Raw genomic sequence first — 16120 nt, 5'->3', positions numbered from 1 at the left:
TGTTCAGACGTAATCTTCTCCGCCTGGAAAAAGGAGAAAAAGCGTTATGCACATTATTTTAATTTTACTGGTGATTGCCGGCGGCATGGGGCTGTCCGTGGAAGCCGGGCTGCTGGGGCCGCTGGGCGCGGAGGTGGGCGACCTGTGGGCGGCGTTCAGCATATTTAGCGTGGGAACCGGGCTGACGTTTCTGCTGATGCTGTTTTTCAGCCCCCGCAACAGTCCCTCATTTTTTGCGCAGCCGTCATGGCACCTGCTGGGCGGCGTGCTCGGCCCGGTCTACGTCATCATTCTCACCATTGCCACGCCAGCGATCGGTATTGCTATGACGATGATCGGCATTCTGGCAGGCCAGGTCTTTAAAAGCCTGATTATTGACCACTATGGCCTGCTGGGTACGCCGCACCGCAGGATCGATACAAAACGCATTATTGCGCTGGGATTTATCATCGCCGCGCTCATTCTCGTGGCGCAGGGGTAACGTTATGACAGTGATTATGATTATTCTGGCGGTGATTGGCGGCGCGACACTGAGCATTCAGGCTGCCATTAACGGGCAATTAGGCAGCAGCGTGGGGGTATTCAAAAGCGCGTTTCTGACCTTTTCCGTCGGCGCGCTGGTAACCGCCCTGCTCATTTTCTTTTTTGAGCCGAAACAGGCGGTCAGCCTGATGGATGTGCCCAAGTGGCAGCTTCTGGGCGCCCTGTGCGGCGTCCCTTATATCGTGATTATGGTGCTCGCGGTGCAGCGTATCGGCACCGCCGTTGCCACGGTAGCGGTGATCCTGGGTCAGCTGGCCATGAGCATGCTGATTGATAACTTTGGCTGGCTGAACAATGAAGCCATTCCGTTTTCAGCGAGCCGTTTCGGGGCCGTGGTCTGCCTGAGTATCGCGCTCTTCTTCATCTACTCAAGCAGTAAACCTCAGCCCGAAGAGGATTAACCGCCCTCTTTGCGGGTAAAGAACAGCGTCACCGTGGCGACGGTGACGCCAAATTTCTTCAACTCGGTTTTATTGAACAGACGGGTGCTGTCCTGCAAATACATCCAGTCATCAAAGTTCAGCAGCCAGGTTTTGCCGTCCGCCTTCACGTTCATGCTGTAGCGCCAGTTAAGGGCGTTGCCCGAAACCTGACCTGTCGCGACACCTTCTATGTCACCCGCCGTGCCTTCGTAACGATCGTGGCCAATGCGGCGGATATGCCAGACGCGCTTTTGCTTCTCGCCGTCGTCATAGACAAAATGCTCGTTCAGCGTCAGCGTATCGCCGATAACATCTCCGGCGATCTCGACGTGAAAACGGCGGATCTGCTTACCGCCGCGGTCCTGCACCATCCCCCACGCCTCGGTTTTGCCCTGGAAGTAGTGGAAAATATCAAGCCTTGGCTGCTGCTGACGATACTCGGTCACTTCTGTGCTGCACCCGGCCACCAGCATTGTCAGTGTAAGCGCCATTAACAGGAATCGTTTCATTGTGGTCCTCCGATTAACTGCTGACGCAGTTCAGGATACTCGGTGCGGGGATCGAGCCAGATCGCCAGAAAGCGCGAGCTAAACGCTGCCGACTGGCGCGGCCCGAGGGGCGTAAATTTTTTCTGCGACGCCGTGGGGCGATACCAGAATTGCCCCTGACCGTTATTAACCACAAACGCGAGCTGCGCGCCGGGCGTGACGTCGGGCCAGAGCGCTTTTAGCATCCGCAGCCAGGCTTCACTCTGCGGCTCCTGCTGCAAAATGCCCTGCGCCTGCCACTGGTCGCGGGTCGCCTCGACCAGGTCGTCGCCATCGATATCCCGGGCATAGGTGATAATCAGCGCGTTATCGCTGTCTGTTCCTGTATAGCTGCCGTCGGGCGTCAGCAGCTGAGAGGTATAAACGGTAAACGGCCCCCAGGTGAGGGTGGCATCGCCTACCTTGCGCCAGCTCAGCCAGTCAGTCGCCTGCGCGTTACAGGCCATAACGGTTAGCGCGAGCGCGAGTAACAGATGTCTCATTGTTGTCTCCCCATCAGCAGGTGGAAAAACAGCATCAGCACCAGCCAGCCCGGGATCATCCAGCTGACGACGATAAAAGTCGGCTCCAGGAACGTGATGGCCCCCAGACGCTCGCCAAACAGGTAGGCCAGCGGCCCGCCCAGGGTCGCCAGCGCCGTCAGCAGCCAGCCCGGCAAGGTGGTCGTGCGGGTCAGTTGCGTCCAGACGGTGGCAAACATCAGCCACAGCGCCACCATCCATAGCGGCATCAGAGACGTGCCAGTGAATGAAATCAACCCCGTCAGCGCCCAGAGGGCGTCCAGCATCGCGCCCGACGCCGCCAGCACAAGGGCGTATACCCGGTGTGATGGCGGTAACAACAGCCAGGCAATCAGCGCCAGCGCGATCCAGATGACCAGCCCCTGCTCGCGAAACAGCACCACCAGCGTCCAGTAGAGATCAAACCCGATGGCCAGCAGAAAGACCTGCCCGTAGCGCTTCATACGCGTTCCGCAGTCAGTTGCACCACGCTGATGGTGCGGGCGTTAAACCCGGCTTCACAGTAGCCGAGGTAGTACAGCCACATCCTACGGAAACGGTCATCAAATCCGAGCTTTTCAATCTCCTGCCAGGCGTGAACGAAGCGCTGACGCCAGTGCGCCAGCGTGCGGGCGTAGTCCGGCCCCATATCGAAGAGGTTACGCACGACAAAATCGGTATGGCGGGTCATCAGTTCATTCATGGCGGTGATGCTGGGCAAAAAGCCGCCGGGGAAGATGTAGCGCTGAATAAAATCGACGCTTTTGCTGTAGTCGCGATAGCGCTGATCCTGAATGGTGATGGCCTGAATCGCCATCCGCCCGCCCGGACGCAGACGCGCCTGGCAGGTGCGGAAAAACGTTGGCAGGTAGCGTTGGCCGACGGCTTCAATCATCTCAACCGACACCAGCTTATCGTACACTCCGGTCAGATCGCGGTAGTCGCAGAGCAGCACCTCAACGCGATCCTGTAAACCTGCCCGCGCGATCCGCGCGGTGGCCCAGTGGTACTGCTCCTGCGATAGCGTGGTAGTTGTTACCCGGCAGCCATAATGACGGGCGGCATATTCCGCCATCGCCCCCCAGCCGGTACCAATTTCCAGCAGATGATCGTTTGCGGTGAGCGCCAGTTGGTCGCACAGCCTGGTCATTTTTGCCTGCTGAGCCGCTGCCAGATCCTGCTCTTCCCCGGTAAACAGCGCGCTGGAGTAAAGGAGTTGTTCATCAAGGAAATGGGCGTAAAAGGCGTTGCCCAAATCGTAATGGGCGGCAATATTTTCCCGTGCCTGCGCGCGGGAGTTGCGCCGCATCCAGTGCCGTAGCCGCTCTACCGGTTTCCCGAGCAGGCGAAACCCTTTTTCCAGTTGCCCGAGGATCTGGCTATTGCGCGCTATCAGCTCCAGCAGCGGCGTCAGGTGGGCCGTCTCCCAGTCGCCATCTATCCACGCTTGTGCCGCGGCGAGGCTGCCCCCGGTTAGAATGCGCCAGTAGACGCCCGGAGCGAGTACCTGCACCTCAGCGTGAAGCGCGGCGGAGGCGTCGCCGAACTGGAACGTCTGGGCGCCTTCACGCAGCGTCAGCGAGCCGCCGCGCAGCCCGTTCAGCAGGCGAAAAAGCAGCCATCGCGCGACGCGGACGTTGCGCGGGAAATCGGGTTCAAGCGCAAAGACGGGATCGGTCATGAGCGTTCACTCCTGCTTAGGGGATGGTTATGCAGCGGCACGCGCTTCAGCCACAGCCTGAGCGCCTGCCAGTAAATGGCGAAAACGGTTTTGAGGGTCATCAACGGGATCCGCGCCAGCAGCGACCGCAGCGCTGCGCGCGTCAGCGGCTCCCGGCGCAGCGTCAGAGTGGCATCAAACACCTTCGTCTCCTGATGGTTTTCGATATGCATGCGCAGCGTGCTGGCCGGACTGTTGAAGCGCCAGTGGTAGACCATGTCCATCGGATTAAAGGGCGAGACGTGAAACGCTTTTTCCGTCGGCGGGGCGTCCCGCCCCGCTACCGCGTAGTAGTGTCGTTCATTCCACGGCGTGTTGCGGACTTCGGCGAGAACCCAGCGCAGGGTGTCTTCCCTGTCAAAGCAGTAGTAAAAATTGACCGGGTTAAAATGAAAGCCGAAATAACGCAGCTGGGTTAGAAGCATGACCCGCCCCGCCGGGCGTTCGCCGGTCAGATTTTCCAGACGCTCAAGGACGCGCTCTTTGAGCGGCGTGCCCAGCGGGTAGTCCGCATCATAAAATGCCGCGGGCGCAACGCGGTTACGGCGCACACCGACGGAGGGCAGCGCGTCCAGCTCATCGAGATCGAGCCAGGCCATAAAGACGCTATAGGTAAAGTGGTGCGCTTTTGGCGAAAGACGGCGATGGCGCAATGTGCCGTGGTAAAGGCAGCTGTTCATCTCAGTTGCCCTCCCCGGCCGCGATGGCGTTTACCACATCCAGCGCACTGCGTACCCCATCTTCGTGGAAGCCGTTGTACCAGTACGCGCCGCAGAACCAGCTCCGCTGGCGACCGTTTATTTCTCCGCGTCGGGCCTGGGCTTGCCAGCTTTGCGGGTTAAAAAGCGGATGCTCATAGACAAAGCGGCGCAGCACATAGCGTTCTTCCACCGGCGTTTCCGGGTTGAGGGTGACGCAAAACAGCGGGCTACCCGGCGGCAGTCCCTGCAAGATATTCATGTTGTAGGTGACGCAGGCGCTGGCCCGATCCTGCTCGCTGAGGCGGTAGTTCCAGCTCGCCCACGCGCGCTTGCGCACCGGCAGCCAGCGCGGATCGCTGTGAAGCACCACCTCGTTACGCTGCCAGCCGATATCACCCAGCACCTCACGTTCAGCCTGCGTTGGGCTGGCGAGCATCGCCAGCGCCTGAGCGGAGTGGCAGGCGAAGATCACCTGATCAAAGTTATCTGTTACGCCCTCACGCGTTATATCAACCCCGCGATCGTGGCGAATAACCTGCTGCACCGGCGCATTGAGGTGCAGCGTCAGGCGATTGCCAAGCTTGTCCAGCATCGCGCGGATGTACTCCCGGGAGCCGCCCGGCACCACGTACCACTGCGGACGATGGGTAATGTCCAGCAGACCGTGGTTTTCAAAAAAGCGTAAAAAGAGCGGCAGCGGGAAGCGTTTCATCTCCTGGAGCGAGGATGACCAGATAGCCGCCCCCATTGGCAGAATGTAGTGACGCCCAAAAAAAGGCGTGAAGCGGTGCTGGTGCAGGAACGTCTCCAGCGTGGCGGACTCGCTGACGTCACCCCGGAGCGTCTGTCTCGCCAGCCGGTTAAAGCGCACGATCTCCTTCAGCAGCGTCCAGAAGGCAGGGTTTAACAGATTACGACGCTGGGCGAACAGCGACGTCAGCGTGTGGCCGTTGTACTCCAGCCCGCTCTGCGGGTTATGCACCGAAAAACTCATCTGCGTTTTTTGCCCGCTGATGCCCAGTTCGCTCAGCAGCCCCATGAAGCGCGGATAGGTGCGGTCGTTGTAGACAATAAAACCGGTGTCGATGGCAAAGTTGCCCTGCGGCGTGTCGACATCCACCGTTGCGGTATGACCGCCCGGCGTGGCCTGCGCTTCAAACAGCGTGACCTGATGATGTCCGGCGAGCCGCCAGGCACAGGTTAACCCGGCGATACCGCTGCCGATAATCGCGATCTTCATGGTCGCACCATCCTGCGCAGCAGTGCGCGCTGAAGTATATCGGGCAGACCGGAGAGCAGGCGCAGCGCCAGGCTAAACCCGGCGGGAAACGCGATATGATCCTTCCCTTTTGCCAGACCGCGACGAATGGCATGGACGGCGTCCTCCACGCTGACCCGGCCCGGCATCGGGAAATCATTTTTTCGGGTCAGCGGCGTGTCGACAAAACCAGGTGAAACGACCGTGACGGCGATCCCTTTCGGCTCCCAGTCGAGGCGCAGCGTCTCAGCAAACCAGGTTAACGCCGCTTTAGAGGCGCCATAGGCTTCGGCTCGCGGGAAGTGAAGCCAGTGCGCCATCGAACTGATCAGCACCACGCGGTTGCCGGATATCAGCTGCGGCTGCAACGCCGCAAGGCAGTTTACCGGCCCCATGAAATTGGTGGTCATGACCCGCGCCACCAACGCGGCATCCACCTCGCCACGGTCGAGATACTCGCAGGTTCCGGCGCAAAGAATCACCGTGTCGGCAGCACAGTCCGCCAGCGCCTGGCGACAGGCGTCCCTGTCTGTCATATCGAACAGGCGCACCGTAATGTTGGGGCTGTGCTGATGCACAGCTGCCAGACGTTGCGCATCGCGCCCGCAGGCAATCACCCGGTAACCATCGTCGGCAAACGATTTCGCCAGCCCGGCCCCTATGCCCGAGCTTGCGCCGGTGATCAGAACCGTTTTCATGATTTCACTCTCCGCTTCACGCCGCGTACGGCCCAGCCGAGCACCGGAAGATGTTCGTAAATCATCTCTCCGGCATCGTAGTAATCCCGCTGGCGAACAATGCGATCGTCGCGCATGTCTACCACAGAGCAGCCCGGCAGCTGGCGCATTGCCCCCCGGGCAATACGCGGGTGCGACCAGTGCATCATCCAGGTAACAACAAAGCGATCGCCCTGCTGCAAGGGTGCATCGACGGTAAAGCGGCACCGCTGGACGTTAGCCAGCAGGTGAGTGAAATAGCGCTGAATCGCGAACAACCCGCTGTGTTCGCCAAAGGGATCGATAAGCGTGACATCAGCGCGATAAATCTTTGCCAGCGCCGAAGGTGGCTGGGTATCCAGCGTGGCGTAATAATCAACGAATCGACTGATGACGGACGGCAACGTGCTCATGGGTCACATCCTGGCTGTAAACAACGTAGCGAAATCGCATAATTAAAACTTACACAATTAGCGTTATTTGTCCAAGTTTGTGCAGTTATATTTTTTATACCTCTTTTAATTCAGTACTTTAAAAACTTTCCCTGAGGTGCCAATTTGAGTCAAAAGCAGATTCTCACCGCCGTGCCGTTATTTTTTAGGGATAACCTTAAGGCAAAGGTGCCATTTATCTTCCAGACTTATCCTTTTAATTCATAAGGATGTCACGCGATGAAAAATTTACTGATGGCGCTCTTTTCCAGCCCGGAATCCTTGTTGCAGGTTATGAGTCACCAGGAAATTATCGAAGCCGTAGAGGATGGCGACCGCATCATCATCGATCAGGATGGAAACGCCTCGGTTAACTACAAAAGTAACGAGGTTCGGCAGGACTTTCTGCGCCATGTCAACGCGCTGAAGAGGGCCTGAAATGGGAACGGCAATATTCATGGTATTGATGGTATGCGGCTACTGGTACACCAGCCGCGATCTCTCAACCCGGTTCAAAATTAAGCGTTCATTCGGCTGGGATGTCTATTTCCTTGTGGCGCTGTATGGCTGCATTTTCGTTTTACAGGGCGTGATCGCCACCGGCCTGCTCTGGCTGCTGTTGTTCGCCCTCTCGGCCGCCGACAACACGTTCCATTTCACGTCCGCAAAATACGCCGACTGGCAAATTGATTTTATGAACTGGAGCTTTTTAGGGATTCAGGCTCCGGTCGTGGTGATGCTGGCCTTTGCGATCCTGTTTTGTCTCTATCGTTCGAACTGGGCCGGCAGCGCGCGGCTGGACGGCGAAGGCCGGAAAAAGCTCTACAAGCGGCTGGCACAATCGAGCGGGATTGAACAACTGCTCTATCAGTGCATGGAGGAAGGTGAACTTGCGCACGTCACGCTGAAGTCGCGGCGAATTTATATTGGCATGATCCATACCGCCACGCTGGAGTATGAAAAAACCGCCAATATCGTGCTTATCCCGATGCTGAGCGGCTATCGCGACGGGGAGAACATGCAGCTGTGTATTGAGCACAACTACAGCAAATGGTACGCCGAGCATGAGGTTACGCTCGACTCAGAGCCAAAAAGCGCTATGGATTTCCGTAAGGTGATCATGCTTGATCAGATCGAGAGTATTTCGCTGTTCGATCCGGCAAGTGCCAGCGCGCTGGCGATGCGTGAATAAAAAAATGGCGCCTTATTTCTAAGGCGCCAGGATTATGTGGATGAAACCTGAACTTATGGCGTTACGATATTGAACCAGAAGTCAAATTTGTCCATGTAGCTCAGCATCTCTTCCAGCTTCGCCCCGTTTCCGCTCACCTTCACGTCACCTTTATCCATCGCCTGCTTCAGCGTCTCTTTCTTAAGGATGATGTTGTTCAGCGTGGTGCGGTCAAGCGCGATAGTTGCGTCGGCATCCTTCGCCTGCGCGTTGGCGGTATGGTTCAGCACGCCGTTTTCCAGCTCCAGCTTGTATTTGCCGCCATCCTTACCGAGATCGACATTGAAGACCGCCTTCGCGTTACCGGCCCGCACCCCGTTGATGTGCACACCCAGGTAGTCGAAGAACATTTCCGGGGTCATCGCTCGCACGGTATCCGGGCTGGCGGTGTTCGGCGTCGGCAGCTTCTTCACGCCATTACGCAGTTCTTGCGCGCCGGTCAGGTAGAAGTTACGCCAGGTGCCCGCTTCCGCCTGGTAACCTAACTGCTCAAGCGCGTCGGCTTCCAGATTACGGGCAGCCTGGTTGTTAGGATCGGCAAAGACCACTTTGCTGACCACCTGAGCAACCCAACGGTAATTACCCTGCTGATAATCCGCTTTGGCTTTCTGCATGATGGCATCAGCGCCGCCCATGTACTGCACGAACTTCTTCGCAGCCTGTTCAGGCGGCAGCTCGTCGAGGGTTGCCGGGTTGCCGTCGAACCAGCCGAGATAAAACACGTAAGTGGCTTTGACGTCGTGGCTAACGGAGCCGTAGTAACCGCGGCTTGCCCACTGTTTCTCGAGCGATTCCGGCAGCTTAAATTCTGCGGCGATCTCATCGCGAGTCAGGCCTTTGTTGGCCATACGCAGGGTCTGGTCGTTGATGTAGCGGTACATATCGCGCTGGCCTTTCATCAGCTTGACGATATTCTCGTTACCCCAGGTCGGCCAGTGGTGCTGCGCAATAATCACTTCCGCGTCCGCGCCCCAGCGCTCAATGGCGGCGTTAATGTACTTCGACCAGGCCAGCGGGTCGCGGATTTTCGCGCCTCGCAAGGAGTAGGTGTTGTGCAGAGTATGGGTCACGTCCTCTGCGGCCTCGATCATTTTCTTCTCTTTGACGTACCACAGCATCTCCGACGGAGCTTCTGAACCCGGCGCCATCATAAAGTCGTAGGTCAAGCCGTCGATCACTTCTTCCTGACCGGTATGGGTAATGTAGTCGGTCGGCGGGATGAGGGTGACAGTACCCGCAGAGGTGGTGGTGCCAAGGCCTGCACCCACCTGGCCTTTTGCATCCGGCTTCAGCAGGTTGCCGTACATATAGCTCGCACGGCGGCTCATCGCGTTTCCGGCCATAATGTTTTCGGAAACCGCCTCTTTCATAAAGCCATCCGGCGCGTAGATTTTCACTTTGCCAGACTTGACGTCAGCTTCGTCAACCACGCCGCGCAGGCCGCCATAGTGGTCAACGTGGCTGTGGGTGATCACCACAGCGACGACCGGTTTCTTGCCGCGGTTTGCATAGTAGAGATCCAGCGCTTCTTTCGCCGGTTCAGCGCTTAACAGCGGGTCGATAACGGTAATGCCCTTCTCGCCCTCAATGATGGTCATGTTGGAGAGATCGAGATTACGGATCTGATACACGCCGTCGGTGACCTTAAACAGCCCGCCAATGTTGATCAACTGTGACTGACGCCACAGGCTCGGGTTTACCGTATCCGGGGCTTTTTCACCCTCTTTGACGAAATCATATTTCGCCGGGTTCCAGATAACGTTCCCCTGCTCGCCTTTGATCATGTTTTGCGGCAGCGGGGCGATAAAGCCTTTATGGGCATTTTCAAAGTCGGTTTTATCGGCAAACGGTAATTTGTTATACAGGGCGTTATTAGCCTGCTGGGTTGTAGGAGTGGCATCCTGCGGCTGTACTTCCGCAAACGCGGAAAGCGACAGCGACGTCAACACACCGGCCAGCGCCAGATGTTTAGCGATTATCGTTAATTTCATTAAATGGCCTCATAGATTAATTGCGCCGCCAGCGATATTTAATTGTGGCGGATAATTTTAATGCGAACTCATTGAGGACCATTCTAACCAGAATACCTTCCCTTCATAGTCCCATATGGGACTGGTTATTTATCGATTCGTAATCCGTGGGCTATTGCTGCTATACTCGCTACCATAGCAGACGTTGCGGGGAGAGGCTTAGCGTGAATTTTCAGGATATCCATACCTATTATCAGCAACTCAATATTGGGCAATTTTTTCCGCAAATGCTTTGTAAAGGCGAGGTCTTAACCGTTGCCGCAAATAAAAAACTCACCGTTGAACCTGGCTATATTTATTTTTGTACTGAAGGGTCACTGACGATATTAATGCCTGATGATGGGCTGAATATTGGCAATACTATTGAGTATATGCCGATCGGGTTAATGGAAAGGTATTGTCCACTGGCGAAGTATGAATATCGCAGCAGTGCCAGGGTGAAACTGGTGAGAATATCCTGGGCCGACTTCGACCAGATATTTTTCCAGGGTGGGCCTGAGCGCATGCAGGCGCTGGCCACCATACTGACCTATATGTCGATATTCACCATCGACCTGCATAACGAACGCAGGCAGGTCACCAGCTACCAGACCATTAAACCCATGCTCTATCGCTATCTTTATCGGCAGGAAACCCACACGGGAGAGAATGAGGGTCTGGCGCTGTTTATCATCAAGCGCACTAACCTGTCGCGAACGCATGTCTTTCGCGTGCTGGCGGATCTTAAAGCCGGGGGCTATATCACCATGAAGCGCGGAAAGCTGGTGTCGATAGACCGTCCGCTGCCGGAGGCGTATTAAATTACGCCCCTGAAGCGAATGCTTCAGGGGCTGGCTGATTAACGCACCAGGTGCAGGAAGTGCAGATGTTTTTCATACTGGTCCAGGATATCGTTAATTAACTGCTCCTGGTTCCAGCCCATCACATCGTAATTTTGCCCACCTTCCTTGAGGTAGATTTCTGCCCGATAGTACCGGTGCTGTTCTGCCTGATTCTCATCATTCTCCATGGCCGCTAGCGCGAAGGTCGGCGAGTTATAGCCACGCAGCCTGACTTCATAAATGAAATTCAGCTCATTGCCTAAATCCACCTCAAGGCGAATACGATCGTCCGACGCGTCGCTGATATGGCTCTGCGTTCCCTGCTTATTCAGTTCATCCTGCACCAGCACCATGGCCGGTTTGATCACCTCTTCCATAAAGCGTTTCACCAGGGAGCGTTTAGGTAAGTATGCGATGTTACGCAGTCTGCGCTGCCACGGAATGGGGTTACGGGCCGCTGTCGGCGCGATCGTGGCCATACTCAGGCTCTCGCGTTTGGTCAAATCGCGTCGGAGCGCCTTCAGCAACCCATAGATTGAGACCAGCAGGATCATCGAGAACGGTAGCGCGCTGGCGATGGTCACGGTTTGCAGCGCACTCAGCCCACCCGCGAGCAGCAGCGCGATAGCGACTACGCCCATCAGCGCGGCCCAGAAGATGCGCTGCCAGACGGGGGTATTGGCCTCGCCGCCGGACGCGAGGGTATCCACCACCATCGCCCCGGAGTCGGCTGAGGTCACAAAGAAGACGATGACCATCGCCATGGCAATAAATGACAGCACGGAAGAGAACGGGAAATGCTCAAGGAAATTAAACAGCGCCAGCGCCACGTCCTGCTGGACGGTATTCGCCAGATCGGACGCTCCCTTGTTCATGATGAGGTAAATGGCGCTATTGCCGAACACCGTCATCCACATCAGGGTAAAGCCCGCCGGGACAAACAGCACGCCGGTCACGAACTCGCGGATGGTTCTGCCGCGGGACACACGGGCAATGAACATCCCGACAAACGGCGACCAGGACAGCCACCAGCCCCAGTACAGCAGCGTCCAGCCTCCCAGCCAGTTGCTGGATTTCGGTTCATAAGCGTACAGGTTAAACGTCTTGCTCACCAGCTCGGACAGGTATCCGCCGGTATTTTCCACAAAGGATTTCAGCAGGAGTACGGTTGGCCCCAGGCACAACACCAGCACCAGCAGCAGTACCGCCAGCCCCAGATTGAGCTCTGATAAAATGCGAATGCCTTTATCCAGACCGGACACCACAGAAATGGTCGCCAGCCCGGTAATCAGGACGATAAGGATCACCTGCACGGTATCGTTGATGGGCACGCCAAAAAGGTGGTTCAGCCCGGCATTGACCTGTAAAACGCCGTAACCTAACGAGGTCGCCACGCCAAATACGGTGCCGATTACCGCGAAGATATCCACCGCATGACCTATCGGGCCGTAAATACGGTCGCCGATAATCGGATAAAGCGCCGAACGAAGCGTCAAAGGCAGGCCGTGGCGGTAGCTGAAGAACGCCAGAATCAACGCAACGATGGCGTAGATAGCCCAGGCGTGCAGCCCCCAGTGGAAGAATGTCAGCCGCATGGCCTCTTTGGCCGCAGCGACCGTTTCAGGTGTCCCCACCGGCGGGGAAAGGTAGTGCATGACCGGCTCCGCCACGCCGAAGAACATCAGGCCGATCCCCATCCCCGCCGAGAACAGCATGGCGAACCAGGAGTGGTAGCTGAAGTCAGGCTGGGAGTGGTCGGGCCCGAGTTTAATATCGCCGTAGCGGGACAAGCCGAGGAACGTCACGCTCATTAAAATCAGCGCGACGGCAAGAATGTAAAACCAGCTGGCGTTGGTGAATATTTGCTGTTGCAGTAGCTTAAAGTTTTTATCGGCAACGTCAGGGAAAATCGCGGCAAAGGCGACAAGAAGGAAAATTAACAAAGCAGATGTGTAAAATACCGCTTTGTTAATCTGGCTTTTGGACTGCTTTGGGATAGTGTCGTTTTCACTCATATAGTGTCTTCCATAAACGCATTGACCGCTCTGAATGAGAGGCGTGATCTGCGTCAGGGTAACAAAATCCCTTTATGAATGCAGGTCTGAAACGTTCAATTATACACTATCCCCAAAGGGTATTTGTTGCGCGTTAACGCATCCCTATGCCATTGCATTATTTCGCAGGCAAGAAATGGTTAATTATCCCGGCCAGCCGACTTGGGCCGTAAGTTCTCATCGAATACCAGCCGTTTTCGTCCGGGCTCTTCTTCCCGCAGCGGCTCTACCTGATGCAGCGTCTGCTTACAGCGATCCACCAGCACCTGATACTCCCGCGTGCCCTGCTTTTTCCACTCTATTTCCTGCGCGCTTAGCTCACGAATCGCTTTCGCCGGACTGCCAAGGATTAAGTGATTCGCAGGCATTTCCGCTTTGGCCTTCACAAACGCCGCCGCCCCGACGATGCTGTTTTCGCCGATCGTCGCTCCGTCCATCACCACCGCATTCATCCCCACCAGCGCATTACGGCGGATAATGCAGCCGTGCAGGATCGCACTGTGGCCGATATGCCCGTCCTCTTCCACCACCGTGTCCTGCTCCGGAAAACCATGCATCACGCAGTTATCCTGAATGTTCGCGCCGTCTTTCACCACGATCCGGCCAAAATCACCGCGCAGGCTGGCGTTGGGGCCTACGTAAACACCTTTGCCGAGGATCACGTCGCCAATCAGCACCGCGGTCGGGTGAACATAGCTCTCTTCAGGCACGACCGGCGTCAGACCATCAATTTGATAAACAGGCATACCCTCTCCTTATGTGATATTCAGACCACCAAAACGCTGGTGATAAAGCGTGCCGGGCGCGGGCAGCTCGCCGACGGAGGTTTCCCCCTTCTCACTGACAAACGCCAGGGCTCCCGCTACCACGCGCTGGTAGATGTTAATGCACAGCTGTCGCGCGCTCTGTCCCGCCCAGTGCGCCGGGAGTAACTCCTCCGGCAACAGCGGATCTTTCAGCACCACGCGACGATAAAAATGAATGAGTAACAGCTGGATCTGGAAGCAGCGTTCCGGGGTTAAATCCTCGGGCGACGCCTCTTTCAGCAGCGGCAGCAGCGGACGGAACGAGTTGATAAACGTTTCGTACATCGCGTTTTGTTCGGTCAGCTGCCAGCACTCTTCCACGCGGGATCGTAATGCCGCGCGTGACAAAGCCAGCGGCGAATGAGCTTCAAAGAAAATGACGTTTTCCGCCACGCCCGCGTCATGCAACAGCGACTGCACGTCCGCGAGGTTCTGCGACGGCGAGGCCATCAGGCTCGGCGCCAGCGTGCCGAACCCTTGCCAGATGAGCTGTTTTTTCACGTCCGCGAGCGTGGTTTTATCCAGCCCCTCGGAAAGCAGTAGCAGCCATTTACCATCCCACGCCGGCAATTCTGCACGGTAGATTTTATTTTCCGCGCGTCGGGTCAAACGCAGCCCCTTGTCGCTGAGACGGTAAAAGCTGCGGCGGCCAATGCGGGACACGTCCAGCCAGCCCTCTTTGTTGAGGCGAAACAGCGCGGTGCGCACAAAGCGCTCCCCGAATCCCATCCCTTCCAGCAGGGCCGCCAGGCTGCCGAGCCAGATCTCTCCGCCGCGATGGGAAAGCGCGTCGCCATACAGCGAGGAGATAAGCGACGTTCCGCTGACGGGAACAGAGCTGACTGCGTGCTGGATAAAGGCATCAAGTTTATTCATGTGATTCATTCTGTTGTTATTTTTTTCCCGGATGAATCATAGCATAGGAATTTGGGGTTTCCCCCTCACCCCAGCCCTCTCCCTCAAGGGAGAGGGGGCCGTCGATGCAGACATTATTTTGTGTAGATCCCTCATCCGTTAGCCGCAACCTTACGCAAATCAAACACCCGGCAGGCTTTACCCTCGGATCGCGGTATGCTTCCGCAGTTAACGATCATCACATCGGTTGAAATCCCCACCATCGATTTAATCCGATGACGCAGCTGATGGCAGACCTGACAACGCTGTTCATGCGTCAGCGTTAAGCTACTCTGTTTCAGCTCGACCTTCACCGAAAGTGAATCAAGATGCCCGCGGCGGTTCACCTCCAGTTGATAGTGCGGCGAAAGATGTTCGAACTTAACGATCTCCTCTTCCAGCTGTGACGGGAAGACGTTAACGCCGCGAATGATGAGCATGTCGTCGCTGCGCCCGCTGATGCGATCCATCCGGCGCATGGTGCGTGCGGTACCCGGCAGCAGGCGCGTCAGGTCGCGGGTGCGGTAGCGGATCACCGGCAGCGCCTCTTTGGTCAGCGTGGTGAACAGCAGTTCGCCCTGCTCGCCGTCGGCCAGCGGCGTGCCGTCATTCGGGTTGACGATCTCCGGGTAGAAGTGATCTTCCCAGATGGTCGGACCGTCAGCGGTTTCAAGACACTCCATCGCCACGCCCGGCCCCATCACCTCAGAGAGACCATAGATATCCAGCGCGGTAATGCCCAGCCGTTTCTCGATTTCGCGGCGCATCGCCTGCGTCCACGGCTCGGCGCCAAACACGCCGACGCGCAGGGAACAGGCGCTGGCATCACCGCCCATCTGACGCTCCAGCTCTTCGATCAGGTTCAGGCAGTAAGAGGGCGTCACCATGATCATATCCGGCTGGAAATCGCGGATCAGCTGCGCCTGCTTCTCCGTCTGGCCGCCGGACATCGGGATCACCGTCGCCCCCAGACGCTCTGCACCGTAGTGCGCCCCCAGCCCGCCGGTGAAGAGCCCGTAACCGTAGGCGACGTGAATTTTATCCTTCGCGCTGCCCCCGGCGGCGCGCAGGGAACGGGCGACGATATTGGCCCAGTTGTCGATATCATTCTGGGTATACCCCACCACGGTCGGCTTTCCGGTGGTGCCCGACGAGGCGTGAATACGCACCACCTGCTCCATCGGCACCGCAAAGGTATCGAACGGGTAGTTGTCGCGCAGATCCTGCTTGGTGGTGCACGGGAATTTTTGCAGGTCCGCCAGCTCGTTGAAATCGTCAGGGTGAACGCCCGCGGCATCAAACTTGCGTTTGTACATCGGAACGTTGTTGTAGGCGTGGTTCAGCGTCCACTTCAGGCGCGCGGTCTGCAACGCCTGCAATTCATCAATGGACGCGGTTTCGATCGGATCAAGCTTTTTTGTATTTATCATCGCAGGGTACTCACA

The 16120-nt window shown here is 56.9% G+C and carries 18 protein-coding genes; 5 read left to right on the top strand and 13 right to left on the bottom strand.

Going from position 1 to position 16120, the window contains the following annotated elements; all coding sequences use genetic code 11:
• Positions 1-46: 46 nt before the first annotated feature.
• Together BFV65_RS09805 and BFV65_RS09800 are read left to right on the top strand one after the other, a co-directional pair.
• A complete protein-coding gene (locus tag BFV65_RS09805) occupies positions 47-481 on the top strand; it encodes a DMT family transporter (protein ID WP_003857304.1) in 435 nt (144 codons plus the stop codon).
• 4 nt (positions 482-485) lie between these two features.
• Positions 486-944 (top strand): DMT family transporter, encoded by a 459-nt coding sequence (locus tag BFV65_RS09800; protein WP_022648044.1) that lies wholly within the window; start codon positions 486-488, stop codon positions 942-944.
• Here the strand turns inward: BFV65_RS09800 and BFV65_RS09795 are convergent.
• From BFV65_RS09795 to BFV65_RS09760, 8 genes are read right to left on the bottom strand one after another with little or no spacing between them, the layout of a single operon-like run.
• On the bottom strand, positions 941-1474 hold the full coding sequence (locus BFV65_RS09795) for a DUF3833 domain-containing protein (protein ID WP_069596531.1): 534 nt from the start codon (positions 1472-1474) through the stop codon (positions 941-943). The genes BFV65_RS09800 and BFV65_RS09795 overlap by 4 nt on opposite strands.
• A complete protein-coding gene (locus BFV65_RS09790; protein WP_069596530.1) occupies positions 1471-1995 on the bottom strand; it encodes a chalcone isomerase family protein in 525 nt (174 codons plus the stop codon). Before BFV65_RS09790 ends, BFV65_RS09795 begins: the two co-directional genes overlap by 4 nt.
• The gene (locus tag BFV65_RS09785) at positions 1992-2477 is read right to left on the bottom strand and encodes a DUF2878 domain-containing protein (protein ID WP_023300043.1); all 486 of its coding nucleotides are present in this window, start codon (positions 2475-2477) and stop codon (positions 1992-1994) included. The genes BFV65_RS09790 and BFV65_RS09785 overlap by 4 nt, the downstream gene beginning before the upstream one ends.
• Positions 2474-3694: an SAM-dependent methyltransferase gene (locus BFV65_RS09780; RefSeq protein WP_023300042.1), complete on the bottom strand. Its 1221-nt coding sequence runs from the start codon at positions 3692-3694 to the stop codon at positions 2474-2476. The genes BFV65_RS09785 and BFV65_RS09780 overlap by 4 nt, the downstream gene beginning before the upstream one ends.
• Complete coding sequence (locus BFV65_RS09775; RefSeq protein WP_069596529.1) at positions 3691-4413, bottom strand: DUF1365 domain-containing protein; 723 nt, start codon at positions 4411-4413, stop codon at positions 3691-3693. The genes BFV65_RS09780 and BFV65_RS09775 overlap by 4 nt, the downstream gene beginning before the upstream one ends.
• A gap of 1 nt (position 4414) precedes the next feature.
• A complete protein-coding gene (locus BFV65_RS09770; protein ID WP_069596528.1) occupies positions 4415-5674 on the bottom strand; it encodes an NAD(P)/FAD-dependent oxidoreductase in 1260 nt (419 codons plus the stop codon).
• Positions 5671-6390, bottom strand: coding sequence for an SDR family NAD(P)-dependent oxidoreductase (locus BFV65_RS09765; protein ID WP_063201482.1), 720 nt, complete (start codon positions 6388-6390; stop codon positions 5671-5673). The genes BFV65_RS09770 and BFV65_RS09765 overlap by 4 nt, the downstream gene beginning before the upstream one ends.
• Positions 6387-6821 carry a nuclear transport factor 2 family protein gene (locus tag BFV65_RS09760; RefSeq protein ID WP_069596527.1) on the bottom strand — a complete coding sequence of 145 codons (435 nt, stop codon included), beginning with the start codon at positions 6819-6821 and terminating at the stop codon, positions 6387-6389. The genes BFV65_RS09765 and BFV65_RS09760 overlap by 4 nt, the downstream gene beginning before the upstream one ends.
• A gap of 258 nt (positions 6822-7079) precedes the next feature.
• On the opposite strand from BFV65_RS09760, the gene BFV65_RS09755 reads away from it, so the two are divergent.
• Complete coding sequence (locus tag BFV65_RS09755) at positions 7080-7277, top strand: hypothetical protein (RefSeq protein WP_022648035.1); 198 nt, start codon at positions 7080-7082, stop codon at positions 7275-7277.
• Between the two features lies 1 nt (position 7278).
• Positions 7279-8031: a hypothetical protein gene (locus BFV65_RS09750; RefSeq protein WP_022648034.1), complete on the top strand. Its 753-nt coding sequence runs from the start codon at positions 7279-7281 to the stop codon at positions 8029-8031.
• Between the two features lie 53 nt (positions 8032-8084).
• Here the strand turns inward: BFV65_RS09750 and BFV65_RS09745 are convergent, their stop codons facing one another.
• Positions 8085-10061 carry an alkyl/aryl-sulfatase gene (locus tag BFV65_RS09745; RefSeq protein WP_022648033.1) on the bottom strand — a complete coding sequence of 659 codons (1977 nt, stop codon included), beginning with the start codon at positions 10059-10061 and terminating at the stop codon, positions 8085-8087.
• 203 nt (positions 10062-10264) lie between these two features.
• Here BFV65_RS09745 and BFV65_RS09740 point away from each other — a divergent pair, with 203 nt between their 5' ends.
• Complete coding sequence (locus tag BFV65_RS09740; RefSeq protein WP_023300038.1) at positions 10265-10900, top strand: helix-turn-helix domain-containing protein; 636 nt, start codon at positions 10265-10267, stop codon at positions 10898-10900.
• 38 nt (positions 10901-10938) lie between these two features.
• Here BFV65_RS09740 and BFV65_RS09735 read toward each other — a convergent pair whose 3' ends face one another.
• The 4 genes from BFV65_RS09735 to paaK all read right to left on the bottom strand — a co-directional run bounded on the left by BFV65_RS09735 (position 10939) and on the right by paaK (position 16105).
• Positions 10939-12936 (bottom strand): BCCT family transporter, encoded by a 1998-nt coding sequence (locus tag BFV65_RS09735; protein WP_023306141.1) that lies wholly within the window; start codon positions 12934-12936, stop codon positions 10939-10941.
• 179 nt (positions 12937-13115) lie between these two features.
• On the bottom strand, positions 13116-13721 hold the full coding sequence (gene paaY / locus BFV65_RS09730; protein ID WP_023300036.1) for a phenylacetic acid degradation protein PaaY: 606 nt from the start codon (positions 13719-13721) through the stop codon (positions 13116-13118).
• A gap of 9 nt (positions 13722-13730) precedes the next feature.
• Positions 13731-14666, bottom strand: coding sequence for a phenylacetic acid degradation operon negative regulatory protein PaaX (gene paaX, locus BFV65_RS09725; protein WP_069596526.1), 936 nt, complete (start codon positions 14664-14666; stop codon positions 13731-13733).
• A 122-nt stretch (positions 14667-14788) separates the two neighbouring features.
• Entirely contained in the window at positions 14789-16105 is a 1317-nt protein-coding gene (gene paaK / locus BFV65_RS09720) for a phenylacetate--CoA ligase PaaK (RefSeq protein WP_069596525.1), read from the bottom strand.
• Positions 16106-16120 lie beyond the last annotated feature (15 nt).

Origin of the sequence: Enterobacter hormaechei subsp. hoffmannii, from assembly GCF_001729745.1 — a bacterium.
Classification (GTDB): Bacteria; Pseudomonadota; Gammaproteobacteria; order Enterobacterales; family Enterobacteriaceae; genus Enterobacter; species Enterobacter intestinihominis.
This window is presented reverse-complemented; position numbering and strand designations above follow the sequence as displayed.

Bases quoted from the DNA above. Each gene is read 5' to 3' on its own strand.
- BFV65_RS09805 (WP_003857304.1), top strand. From the start codon at position 47: ATGCACATTATTTTAATTTTACTGGTGATTGCCGGCGGCATGGGGCTG.
- paaX (WP_069596526.1), bottom strand. From the start codon at position 14,666: ATGAATCACATGAATAAACTTGATGCCTTTATCCAGCACGCAGTCAGC.
- BFV65_RS09735 (WP_023306141.1), bottom strand. From the start codon at position 12,936: ATGAGTGAAAACGACACTATCCCAAAGCAGTCCAAAAGCCAGATTAAC.
- BFV65_RS09800 (WP_022648044.1), top strand. From the start codon at position 486: ATGACAGTGATTATGATTATTCTGGCGGTGATTGGCGGCGCGACACTG.
- BFV65_RS09770 (WP_069596528.1), bottom strand. From the start codon at position 5,674: ATGAAGATCGCGATTATCGGCAGCGGTATCGCCGGGTTAACCTGTGCC.
- BFV65_RS09760 (WP_069596527.1), bottom strand. From the start codon at position 6,821: ATGAGCACGTTGCCGTCCGTCATCAGTCGATTCGTTGATTATTACGCC.
- BFV65_RS09745 (WP_022648033.1), bottom strand. From the start codon at position 10,061: ATGAAATTAACGATAATCGCTAAACATCTGGCGCTGGCCGGTGTGTTG.
- BFV65_RS09775 (WP_069596529.1), bottom strand. From the start codon at position 4,413: ATGAACAGCTGCCTTTACCACGGCACATTGCGCCATCGCCGTCTTTCG.
- paaY (WP_023300036.1), bottom strand. From the start codon at position 13,721: ATGCCTGTTTATCAAATTGATGGTCTGACGCCGGTCGTGCCTGAAGAG.
- BFV65_RS09790 (WP_069596530.1), bottom strand. From the start codon at position 1,995: ATGAGACATCTGTTACTCGCGCTCGCGCTAACCGTTATGGCCTGTAAC.
- BFV65_RS09765 (WP_063201482.1), bottom strand. From the start codon at position 6,390: ATGAAAACGGTTCTGATCACCGGCGCAAGCTCGGGCATAGGGGCCGGG.
- BFV65_RS09785 (WP_023300043.1), bottom strand. From the start codon at position 2,477: ATGAAGCGCTACGGGCAGGTCTTTCTGCTGGCCATCGGGTTTGATCTC.
- BFV65_RS09750 (WP_022648034.1), top strand. From the start codon at position 7,279: ATGGGAACGGCAATATTCATGGTATTGATGGTATGCGGCTACTGGTAC.
- BFV65_RS09755 (WP_022648035.1), top strand. From the start codon at position 7,080: ATGAAAAATTTACTGATGGCGCTCTTTTCCAGCCCGGAATCCTTGTTG.
- paaK (WP_069596525.1), bottom strand. From the start codon at position 16,105: ATGATAAATACAAAAAAGCTTGATCCGATCGAAACCGCGTCCATTGAT.
- BFV65_RS09795 (WP_069596531.1), bottom strand. From the start codon at position 1,474: ATGAAACGATTCCTGTTAATGGCGCTTACACTGACAATGCTGGTGGCC.
- BFV65_RS09780 (WP_023300042.1), bottom strand. From the start codon at position 3,694: ATGACCGATCCCGTCTTTGCGCTTGAACCCGATTTCCCGCGCAACGTC.